This is a genomic window from Amycolatopsis sp. DSM 110486, assembly GCF_019468465.1.
GTDB lineage: Bacteria > Actinomycetota > Actinomycetes > Mycobacteriales > Pseudonocardiaceae > Amycolatopsis.
Map to the genome: position 1 here is coordinate 5,143,985 of NZ_CP080519.1, position 10,692 is coordinate 5,154,676.

At 70.2% G+C, this 10,692-nt stretch carries 9 protein-coding genes; 7 read left to right on the top strand and 2 right to left on the bottom strand.

All coding sequences use genetic code 11. The features are described from left to right. The first annotated feature begins 29 nt into the window (after positions 1-29). The 6 genes from K1T34_RS25090 (at position 30) to K1T34_RS25115 (ending at position 8,562) form a co-directional block, all read left to right on the top strand. Positions 30-899 carry a carbohydrate ABC transporter permease gene (locus tag K1T34_RS25090; protein ID WP_255638692.1) on the top strand — a complete coding sequence of 290 codons (870 nt, stop codon included), beginning with the start codon at positions 30-32 and terminating at the stop codon, positions 897-899. Positions 900-909: 10 nt separating this feature from the next. Further along, positions 910-3,279 (top strand): glycoside hydrolase N-terminal domain-containing protein, encoded by a 2,370-nt coding sequence (locus K1T34_RS25095; protein ID WP_220246625.1) that lies wholly within the window; start codon positions 910-912, stop codon positions 3,277-3,279. Then, positions 3,279-4,250, top strand: coding sequence for an alpha/beta fold hydrolase (locus tag K1T34_RS25100; protein WP_220246626.1), 972 nt, complete (start codon positions 3,279-3,281; stop codon positions 4,248-4,250). Before K1T34_RS25095 ends, K1T34_RS25100 begins: the two co-directional genes overlap by 1 nt. A gap of 89 nt (positions 4,251-4,339) precedes the next feature. Then, positions 4,340-5,701: an ABC transporter substrate-binding protein gene (locus K1T34_RS25105; RefSeq protein ID WP_220246627.1), complete on the top strand. Its 1,362-nt coding sequence runs from the start codon at positions 4,340-4,342 to the stop codon at positions 5,699-5,701. 27 nt (positions 5,702-5,728) lie between these two features. Beyond that, positions 5,729-7,888 (top strand): alpha-galactosidase, encoded by a 2,160-nt coding sequence (locus K1T34_RS25110; RefSeq protein ID WP_255638693.1) that lies wholly within the window; start codon positions 5,729-5,731, stop codon positions 7,886-7,888. Then, a complete protein-coding gene (locus tag K1T34_RS25115; RefSeq protein ID WP_220246628.1) occupies positions 7,885-8,562 on the top strand; it encodes a GntR family transcriptional regulator in 678 nt (225 codons plus the stop codon). Before K1T34_RS25110 ends, K1T34_RS25115 begins: the two co-directional genes overlap by 4 nt. Before the next feature lie 44 nt (positions 8,563-8,606). Here K1T34_RS25115 and K1T34_RS25120 read toward each other — a convergent pair whose 3' ends face one another. Both K1T34_RS25120 and K1T34_RS25125 read right to left on the bottom strand, forming a co-directional pair. Continuing rightward, positions 8,607-9,185 (bottom strand): snapalysin family zinc-dependent metalloprotease, encoded by a 579-nt coding sequence (locus K1T34_RS25120; protein WP_220246629.1) that lies wholly within the window; start codon positions 9,183-9,185, stop codon positions 8,607-8,609. A 142-nt stretch (positions 9,186-9,327) separates the two neighbouring features. Next, complete coding sequence (locus tag K1T34_RS25125; RefSeq protein ID WP_220246630.1) at positions 9,328-9,816, bottom strand: helix-turn-helix domain-containing protein; 489 nt, start codon at positions 9,814-9,816, stop codon at positions 9,328-9,330. Between the two features lie 100 nt (positions 9,817-9,916). On the opposite strand from K1T34_RS25125, the gene K1T34_RS25130 reads away from it, so the two are divergent. Beyond that, on the top strand, positions 9,917-10,621 hold the full coding sequence (locus tag K1T34_RS25130) for an SDR family oxidoreductase (protein ID WP_220246631.1): 705 nt from the start codon (positions 9,917-9,919) through the stop codon (positions 10,619-10,621). The last annotated feature ends 71 nt before the right edge of the window (positions 10,622-10,692 follow it).

Genomic DNA, 10,692 nt, shown 5'->3' on the forward strand with positions numbered 1-10,692 from the left:
GACCGGCACCCGCCCGCACACGCAAGCCCGTGTCCGCAGGCCGGATCCTCGCCTGGGCCTACGTCGTGGTGATCCTGCTGATCACGATCTTCCCGTTCTACTGGATGCTGCGCACCGCGCTGTCCAACAATTACTCGCTCTCCACCGACCCTTCGTCGTTCTTCCCGGTCGACTTCACCTTCGGCGCCTTCAAGCGCGCGCTCGGGCTGGCGTCACCGGCGGAAGCCGCGGCGCAGGGCGGTTCCGGCGCGTCGCTCGGCCTGACGCTGGCGCTGCGCAACTCGATCATCTACGCGGCCCTGCTCACCGTGTGCACAGTGTTCTTCTCCGCCATCGCGGCCTACGCGTTCGCGCGGCTGCACTGGCGCGGGCGCAACACCGTGTTCTCCATCCTGCTCACGGCGCTGATGGTGCCGCAGGTGCTCACGCTGCTGCCGAACTTCGTGCTGGTGAAGGACCTTGGCCTGCTCAACACGTTCGCCGGCCTGGTGCTGCCCAACGCGTTCTTCTCGGCGTTCAACATCTTCTTCCTGCGCCAGTTCATGCTCGGGCTCTCCACGGAGATCGAGGAAGCCGCGATCATCGACGGCGCCGGACCCTTGCGCGTGTGCTTCCGGATCGTGCTGCCGATGTGCTCGGCACCGATCGCGACGCTCGCGCTGCTGACGTTCATCAACACCTGGAACGACTACTTCTGGCCACTGCTCGTTTCCTCCGACACGTCCACGAGCCCGCTGACGCTGGCGCTGGCGGTGTTCAAGCAGTCTTCGCCGCAGGAGGCGCTCGACTGGTCGGGCCTGATGGCCGCGACCATCATCGCCGCGCTGCCGATGCTGCTCGTGTTCATGGTGTTCGGCAGGCGGATCGTGAACTCCATCGGGTTCACCGGGCTCAAGTGAGAGAACTGCTGTGACGAACGAAGATCTGTGCCTCGGCTGGGCCGCGCCCGCCTCCGAGTGGACCGAGGCGAGCCCCGTGGGCAACGGCCGGCTCGGCGCGATGGTGTTCGGTGGTGCCGGCCGCAGCCGCGTGCAGCTCAACGACGCGACGGTCTGGTCCGGCACTCCCGCGGGCCCGGTCGACGCGCTGGCGGACGTCGTCGCCGCCGGTGCCGGACCGCAGCGGCTGGCGGAGGTCCGCGAGGCGGTGCGGGCGCGGGACTACCGGCGGGCCGAAGCGTTGCTGATGTCGTTCGAAGGTCCGTACAGCCAGGAGTTCCTGCCGTGGGGCGACGTCTGGGTGACGCTGCCCGACGGCGAAAGCCACGGCCGTCAGCTCAACCTGGCCAACGGTGTGGTGACTGAACGGTTGTCGCTCGGCGAGGCCACTGTGGACCGTTCCGTGTGGGCGAGCCGGCCTGCCGGTGCGCTGGTGGTGTCGTTGACGACGTCGGCGCCGATCGACCTCGGCGTCGAGCTGAGCACGCCCCTGCGCGAGGTGACGCGGCTCGTCGAGGACAGCGGGATCACGCTCGGCATCGAGCTGCCGGTGGACGGCGCGCCGAAGCACGAACCGGAGGTCGCCGAGCCGCTGCGGTACGCCGACTGGGCGCGGCCGGGCTACGACCCGTTCGGAGCGCTCGCTCTGCGGCTCGACACCGACGGTTCCGTGTCCACGGTGGACGGACGGCTGGCGATCGACGGTGCCACCCGGGTGCTGCTCACCGTGTCCAGCTCCACCAACGCCGCCGACGTCTGGACGGGCACGGCGCGGCGTTCGCGCGAACGTCACCAAGCCGTGGCCGCCGGAACCGCCGCGACCGCGTCGGCCGAAGGCGCCGACGAGCTGCTGCGCGCGCACGAAGCCGACCTCCGGCCACTGCTCGCCGCGGCCGGCCTGCGGATCGGGCACCACCGCGCCGGCACCTACGACGTGGCCGCCGACGTCCTGTCCGGAAAGGACGAACAGCTCACCGCCACGGTGATGTTCGCCTACGGGCGCTACCTGCTGGCCACGTCGTCCCGGCCGGGCGCGCCACCCGCGAACCTGCAGGGCATCTGGAACGAAGAACTCCGCCCGGCGTGGTCGTCGAACTACACGGTGAACATCAACACCGAGATGAACTACTGGGCTGCCGAGACGACCGGGCTCGGCGAATGCCACACGCCGCTGTTCGACCTGCTGGGCAAGCTCGCCGTGACCGGCGCCGACGTCGCGCGTGAGCTCTACGGCACCCGCGGCTGGGTCACCCATCACAACACCGACCCGTGGGGCTGGGCCCTGCCGGTGGGCATGGGCCACGGCAACCCATCGTGGGCGATCTGGCAGATGGGTGGCGCCTGGCTTGTCCAGCACGCCTGGGACCATTACGACTTCACCCGCGACATCGCGTTCCTCCGCGAGACGGCGTGGCCGCTGCTCAAGGGCTGCGCCGAGTTCTGCCTCGACTGGCTCACCGAGGGCCCGGACGGTTTCCTCGACACGATCCCGTCGACGTCGCCCGAGAACCTGTTCGTTTCCGAGGCCGGCGAGCCCGAGTCGCTGACCTGGTCCGTCGCGATGGACACGGCGCTGATCCGCGCGGTCTTCTCCCGCACGCTCGCGGCGGCCGAAGCGCTCGGCATCGAGCACCCGGTGACGACCGAGATCACCGCCGCGTTGCCGCGCCTGCGACCGCTGCGCGTGACGGACGGCGGCCGGCTCGCGGAGTGGGCCGAGGACGTGGGCGAGCAGGACCCCCAGCACCGGCACATGTCGCAGATGATCGCCGTCTACCCGCTCGGCCAGATCACCGCCGGCACGGAACTCGGCGCGGCCGCGACCGCGTTGATGGACCGCCGCGGACCGGGCGCGATGGGCTGGTCGTGGGCGTGGAAGATCGCGCTGCGCGCCCGCCTCGGCGACGGCGACACCGCGCGTTCGCTGCTTTCCGAGGCGACGCAGCCGTTCACGGGTGACCGCCACCGCGACGCGCCCGTGGACGGCTCCGAGTGGGGCGGGCTGCTGCCCAACCTGTTCAGCACGCACCCGCCGTTCCAGATCGACGGCAACTACGGCTTCCCGGCCGGGCTCGCGGAACTCGTGGTGCAGAGCCACGCCGGCGCGATCGACCTGCTGCCCGCGTTGCCCTCGGCCTGGCCGGACGGCACAGCGCACGGGCTACGGGCTCGGGGCGGGCTCGCGGTCGACGTCAGCTGGCAGGCCGGAAAGGTCGTGTCGGCGAGTGTGACGCGGCTGTCCGGCGAGGCCGGCGACGACGTCGTGGTCCGGTGGCCGGGTGGCGGCACGACACTCAAGGTCGCCGTCGGTGAGGTGTCCGAATTGGACGGTGAGTTCTGATGTTGACCGACCTGCCGCTGGCGCAGCTGCGCACCTACACCAGCGCGTACCAAGCTCCGGAAGACTTCGACGACTTCTGGCGGGAAACCCTCGCAGAAGCGGCGAAGTTCGAGCTCGACGTGAACGTGACGCCGGTCGAGACCGCGCTGCGGACGCTCGACGTGTTCGAGGTGACTTATGCCGGCTTCGGCGGCCACCCCGTCCACGCCTGGCTGCGCGTGCCTCGGAACCAGTCCGGCCCGTTGCCCGCCGTCGTACAGTTCCATGGTTACGGCAGCGGCCGCGGCAGCGCGCTCGAAGAGCTGGTCTGGGCCTCTGCGGGCTACGCGCAGCTGCAGGTCGACGTCCGCGGCCAAGGCGGCGCTCATGCGGGTGGCACGACCGGCGACCCGGTGGGCAGCGGCCCGTCGTTCCCCGGGTTCCTGACCCGCGGAATCGAAAGCCGTGAAACGTACTTCTACCGCCGCGTGTTCACCGACGCGGCCCGCGCGGTGGAGGCCGCGCGCGCACTCGACGTCGTCGACCCGGACCGGGTCGCGGTGGCGGGCAACAGCCAGGGCGGCGGAATCGCGCTGGCCGCGGCGGCACTCGTGCCCGACGTCGCGGCGCTCTACGCGCAGGCGCCGTTCCTGTGTGACCTCCGGCGCGCCTCGCTGATCGCGGGCAAAGCGCCGTACACCGAGCTCGCAGGTTACCTGGCCGCACAACGGCACGAGGTCGAGCGGACGTTCGAGGTGCTGTCCTATTTCGACGGTGTCGGCTTCGCGAGCCGCGCCAGTGCCCCGGCGCACTTCTCGATCGGGCTGATGGACGACATCGTCCCGCCGTCGACGGTTTTCGGCGCCTACAACGCTTATCGCGGCCGGAAACACCTCGACGTGTGGGAGTACAACGGGCACGAAGCCGGCGGGGGCCAGGACCTCGAGAACGTGCTCGCCACGTTCGCGCCGCTGCTCAACCCGGGCAGCTGAATCACCTTTTGAACCGCAGTTTTGAAACCCCAGTTTTAATCCACAGTGGAGTGGAGAAGCGTCCGAGTGGCGCGGAAGCGAGGAATCCCATGAAGATCCGCACTTGGGCCGTCACCGGGCTGGCTGCGGTGCTCGGAGCAGTGCTGGCCGGCTGCGGCGGTGGCGCGGCCGACGCCGGCGGCAACACCGTGAACTGGTGGACCTGGGACGACCACCAGGCCGCCGCCTACCAGGTGTGCGCCGACGCCTTCCAGAAAGCCAACCCCGGCACCACGGTGAAGATCTCCCAGTACACCGTGGCCGACTACTTCACGAAGCTCACCGCCGGGTTCGTCGCGGGCACCGCGCCCGACGCGTTCCAGGACAGCGTGCAGTTCCTGCAGGCCTACGCGAGCCAGCACCAGCTGCTGCCGCTCGACGACTACATCAAGAAGGACAACTTCGACCTCAAGAAGTTCTCCGTGGGCGTCAACTCGTGGAAGTTCACCGACGGCAAGCAGTACGGCCTGCCGCTCGACTGGGCGTCGGCCGGTCTCTACTACAACACCGATACCCTCACCAAGGCCGGCTACACCGCCGCCGACGTGCAGAACCTCAGCTGGAACCCCGACGACGGCGGCACGTTCGACAAGATGGTGGCGCACCTGACTGTCGACAAGTTGGGCGTGCGCGGCGACCAGCCGGGCTTCGACAAGAACAACGTCGCCACCTACGGCATGGGCCAGCTCGCGGCGAAGGACTTCATCGGCCAGGTGACCTTCAGCGCGTTCGCCTCGACGCTGGGCTGGCGCCTCGGTGACAAGCCGGAATGGCCGACGAAGTTCAACTACAGCGACCCGCGGTTCGTCAAGACCGTGAACTACATCCGCACGCTCACCGACCGCGGCCTCGCGCCGAAGCTCGGCACGTTCACCACCGGCGGCGGCCAGGCCACCGTCAGCGACGCCGACCTCATCGGCTCGGGCAAGGTCGCCATGGAGCTCTCGGGTTCCTGGTCCGCGCCGAGCTTCGCGAAGCTGCCGGGTGTGAAGATCGGGATCGCCGCGCCGCCCACCGGGCCCGACGGCAAGACCCGCGCGCTGACGTCGAACTCCAACGGCAACACGATCTGGGCCGGCACGAAGAACCCCGACCTGACCTGGAAGTGGGTCTCGTACATGGGTTCGCAGGACTGCCAGACCGCGGCGTCGAAGACGGGCACGTTCTTCCCGTCGATCCCGGCCTCGATGGACGCGACCACCGCGGCCATGAAGCCGCAGGGTGTGGACCTGTCGGTGTTCACCGCGATGCTGAAGAACGGCTCGCTCTACCCGGCCGAGGTCTACGCCAACGGCGCCGCCGTGCAGGCCGCGGAGGAGCCGCTGCTCGAGTCGTTCTACTCGCACAACCGCAACGACGACGTGTTCCCCGACATGGAGAAGCAGAGCGTTTCGCTGCTCGCCAAGAAGTAGGAACGCCCGGGAGTCAGGAGTGAGGACATGTCCAGCCCTACGGTGGTCGGCCTGCGGGCCGCCGGCACGAGTTTCGCCGTGGAACTCGGCCGGCCGGTGCCGCGCGTGCTGCACTGGGGCGCCGACCTCGGCGAGCTGTCCGAAGTGGACGCCGAGGCACTGCGGCTGACCGCCGGCGGCGCGGTGCTCAACAACGCACCCGACGTGCCCCGCTCGTTTTCCGTGTGGCCCACGGAAGCGGAAACGTGGTCCGGCACCCCCGCTGTGTCGGGCCACACCGCCGGCCGCGGCGCGGTGCCGCGGCCGGTGCTGCGGGGCTTCTCCCAGGACGACGGTGCGTTGACGCTGGAGCTCACCGACGCGTCGTCCGGGCTGGACGTGGAGCTGACCTACCGGCTGACCCCTTCGGGGGTGCTGGAGGTCGCGACCAAGGTGACCCGCCACGCGGACGCGGGCGCCGAACCGTACGACCTCGCCGGGGTGGTGGCCGTGCTGCCGCTGCCCCGGCGGGCGGCGGAGGTGCTCGACTTCACGGGCAAGTGGTGCCGGGAACGCAGCCCGCAGCGGGTGCCGCTGGCGTACGGCGGTCACGTGCGCGAGGTGCGCCGCGGCAAGCCGGGCGCGGACTCGCCGTACCTGTTGACGGTCGGCGAGCCCGGGTTTTCCTTCGCCTCAGGGGAAGTCTGGGGTATGCACGTGGCGTGGAGCGGCGACCAGAAGTGGTTCGCCGAGCACTTGCCCGAAGGCGCCGGCGTGCACGCGAGCGTGCTCGGCGGCGGTGAGCTGCTGCGACCCGGCGAGGTCCGGCTCGCACCAGGGGAGTCGTACGTGGCCCCCGTAGTGTGTTTCGCCTGGTCGGACGAAGGCCTCGACGGGCTCGCGGCGCGGTTCCACGCGTATCACCGCGCGCGGGCCACGCACACGGGAAAACCGCGGCCGCTGACGTTGAACACGTGGGAAGCCGTGTACTTCGAGCACGACCTCGACCGCCTGCTGGAGCTCACGGAGCTGGCCGCGAAGGTCGGTGTCGAACGGCTCGTGCTCGACGACGGCTGGTTCCGCGGCCGGCGCGACGACACCGCGGGCCTCGGCGACTGGACCGTCGACCGCGCCGTCTGGCCGCAAGGTCTCACGCCGCTGGTGGAACGCGTGCACGCGCTGGGGATGGAGTTCGGGCTGTGGGTCGAGCCGGAGATGGTGAACCTCGACTCCGACACCGCCCGGGAGCACCCTTCGTGGCTTCTCGGGCCCGCTGACCTGGGCGCGCCTTCGCGCAACCAGTACCCGTTGAACATCGCGCACCCCGAGGCCTACCAGTACTTGCTCGAATCCCTCGACGCGCTGGTGGGCGAGTACGGCGTCGACTACCTCAAGTGGGACCACAACCGCGAGCTGCACGAGGCGTACGACCGGGTCACGGGCCGGGCGGGCTCGCGTGCGCAGACGCTCGCGCTGTACCGGCTGCTCGACGAGCTGCGTCTCCGCCATCCGATGCTGGAGATCGAGAGCTGCGCGAGCGGCGGCGGCCGCGTCGACCTGGGGATCCTCGGCCGCGCCGACCGCGTGTGGGCGTCGGACTGCATCGACCCGCTCGAACGGCAGGCGATCCAGCGCTGGACCGCGCAGCTGATCCCGCCGGAGGTGATCGGCTCGCACGTCGGCGCCGAGCGCAGCCACACGACCGGGCGCGTGACGGACCTGTCGTTCCGGCTGGTGACGGCGTTGTTCGGCCACGCTGGGATCGAGGCCGACCTCACGCGCAGTACGCCGGAGGAGCTGGCGGCGTTCACGGCGTGGGCGCAGCTGTACAAGGAGTTCCGGCCGCTGCTGCACGGCGGCCGCGTGGTCCGCGCCGACTTGCCGGACGCCGACGCGTACCTGCACGGCGTGGTTTCGGACACCCGTGCGCTGTTCTGCTGGGCCCGCTTGGCGACGGGCGCGGCGGGACAGCCCGGACGCGTGCGGCTGCCGGGGCTGGACCCGTCGCGGTTGTATCGCGTCCGCGTGCGGACCGAAGCCGGGCTGCCGTCGTTGCGCGAGGTGGCGGCGCCGGAGTGGTTCACGCGGGCTGTCGACGGGCCGATGGAACTTCCGGGTGCCGTGCTCGCGGCGGCGGGCCTGCCGATGCCGGTGCTGGACCCGGCCCAGGCGCTGCTGCTTGACCTGTCCACTGTGGACCAGTCATGAAGCCGGGCGCGGAGCGCGGGCTCGTCGCGCTGCCGGCCCGGCAGGTGCTCGCCGACGGCGTCTACGAGCAGCTCCGCGCCCTCATCATGAACGACGGCATCGCGCCCGGGGCCCGCGTGAACATCGACGAGATCGCGCGGGAGCTGGGGGTCTCGGGCACGCCCGTGCGGGAAGCGTTGGCGCGCCTGGAATCCGAGGAGCTGGTGAGCCGCCTGCCGTTGCGCGGCTACCGCGTGACCGAGCTGCTGAGCAGGCGCGAGGTCGACGACATGTACTCGCTGCGGATGCTGCTGGAGCCGCCGAGCGCCGGGCTGGCCGCGAAGGCGATGTCGGACGGCCATTCGGCAGCGTTGCGCGCGGAGCTGGCGACGTGCCCCGCCGCGCCCGCGCACGACGCATACAGCGACTACAAGGCGTTGACCGCGCACGACGCGCGCTTGCACGAGCTGGTGCTGCACATCGCGGGCAACGCGGCGGTGGAGCAGGCGTTCGCCCGCACCCACTGCCACCTGCACTTCTTCCGGCTCAACTACAACCAGCCGTTCGGCGAGCAGACGATCTCGGAACACCGTGACATCGTCGAGGCGCTCGTGTCGGGCAGCGCGGTGGCGGCGCGCAAAGCGATGGCCGCGCACCTGGAAGTGGCGCGCGACCGGCTGTTGTCCCGCATGTGAAGGGCTCCCCTCAACCGGTCGGGGGAGCCCTTCACATGTTTGGGTCAGTGGGTGAGGACGGGCAGCGTCTCGTAGATGCGCTCCTGCGGTCCGCCGGCGCCCAGCGTGCGGAAACCGTTGGCCCACAGGGAGTTCACGCGGGAACGTTCCTGCGCGTTGGGGTTGGCGTTGGTGCACGACGGGCCGGGGCCGCCGCCCGACATCAGCTCGGAGCACGGGCCGGAGTAGCGGTCGGGCAGGCCGAGCACGTGGCCGGTCTCGTGGGCGGCGATGCGGGTGTTGTCGTACTCGCGGGCCTGGGCGTAGTCGATGAAGACGGTGCCGGTGCCGTGGCCGTCGCTCTGGGCGTAGGAGCCGCGCGGGTCGTTGCCCTCGGTGTAGCGCAGCGAGGCGCCCGAAGAGCGTTCGACCAGCTTGACGTTGGTGACCGAGCGGTTCCAGTTGGCCGCGCCGGCGTTGATCGCCGCACGGAACGTCGGCGCGCCGGAGGTGCTGTAGTACACCGTGGTGACGGCCGCGGCCTGGTCGGTGGCGGCCGTGGCGGCGGTGGCCGTGCCCGCGACGAGCGGGGCGGCGGCGACGGCCAGCGCGATGGCGCCGGACAGCAAGAACTTCCTCGACATCGGAAAGCTCCTCGGGTGGGTGAGGGGAGTTTTGCCTGATTTGCGCGCGCTGCACCGAATCTAGGCAATTCAGCCCCGTTTGTGACCCGACTTTCGTACTGTCCGGAAAGTGGTGATTTACCAACACCTTCCACGGGTTGACTCAGGCGACGGGTTCGGCCAGTGGTACCTGGTCGTGCGTCTCCTTCTCGAGCCGGCGCAGTTCCGCCCGGTTCACGTCGCCGCCGCAGTGGTCGCACTTCTCGCCGGGGCGAGTGAGCTCGCCGCAGGGGGTGTGGACCAGCCGCATCGGCTCGCCCGGGGCTGGGGAGTGGGTGTGGGTGTCGCCCCACGCGCCCAGCGCGTGGATCACCGGCAGCGTGTCGGCGCCGGCCTGGGTGAGGCGGTACTCGTCGCGGGTGCGGCCGCCGTCGCGGTAGGGGACGCGGGTCATCAGCCCGGTCTCGACCATTCGCGCGAGCCGTGCGGACAGCACGTTGTCCGCGATGCCGAGGCTGCTGCGGAACTCGTCGAAGCGCGTGGTGCCCGCGTGGGCCTCGCGCAGGATCACCAGCGTCCACGGCTCGCCGAGCACGTCGGCGCCTCGGGCGATGGGGCACGGCGTGCCTTCCCAGCTTGACCGTCGACCCATGGGTTCCTCCCGTGCTGGCTTGCTTGAAGCAAGTTTAACCCGTAGTGTCGTCGGCGGCTAGCTTGCAGGTAACAAGTCAGGTGTGTTGGGAGTGGTTTTGATGGAGATCAAGGGTTCCGTCGCACTGGTGACGGGCGCGAACCGCGGGCTGGGCCAGGAGCTGGCCGCCGCCTTGCTGGAGCGCGGCGCGGCGAAGGTCTACGCCGCGGTGCGCCGTCCGGAATCGGTCGACCTGCCGGGTGTCGTGCCGATTGCGGTCGACGTCACAGACCCGGCTTCGATCCGCGCGGCCGCGGAAGCGGCGGGCGACGTGACGCTGCTGATCAACAACGCCGGCGTCTCCACGGGGGCGTCGTTCCTTTCCGGTTCGTTGGAAGACGTCCGGCTGGAGATGGAGACGCATTACTTCGGCCCGCTGGAGACGGCTCGCGCCTTCGCTCCCACGCTGGCCCGCAACGGCGGCGGCGCGATCCTGAACATCCTCTCGGTGCTGTCGTGGTTCACCGCACCCCACGTCAACGCGTACTCCGCGGGCAAAGCGGCGGGCCTGCAGCTGACCAACGGCCTGCGCCTGGCCCTGCACGACCAGGGCACGCTCGTGACGGCCCTGCACGTCGGCTACATGGACACGGACATGGCGGCGGACATCACTGACCCCAAGTCCGACCCGGCGTCGATCGCCGCGCTGGCCCTGGACGGCCTTGAAAAGGGCGACTTCGAGATCGTCGCGGACGACGTCAGCCGCTCCGTGCGCGCGAGCCTGTCGGGCGACATCGCGGGGCAGTACCCGCAGCTCGTTTCCTGACTTCCGGCTCGCTTCGGCGGGCATCCACTGCTGGTTCAGGGCCGGCTTTTGGTCTGCCGTGGGGGTGAGGG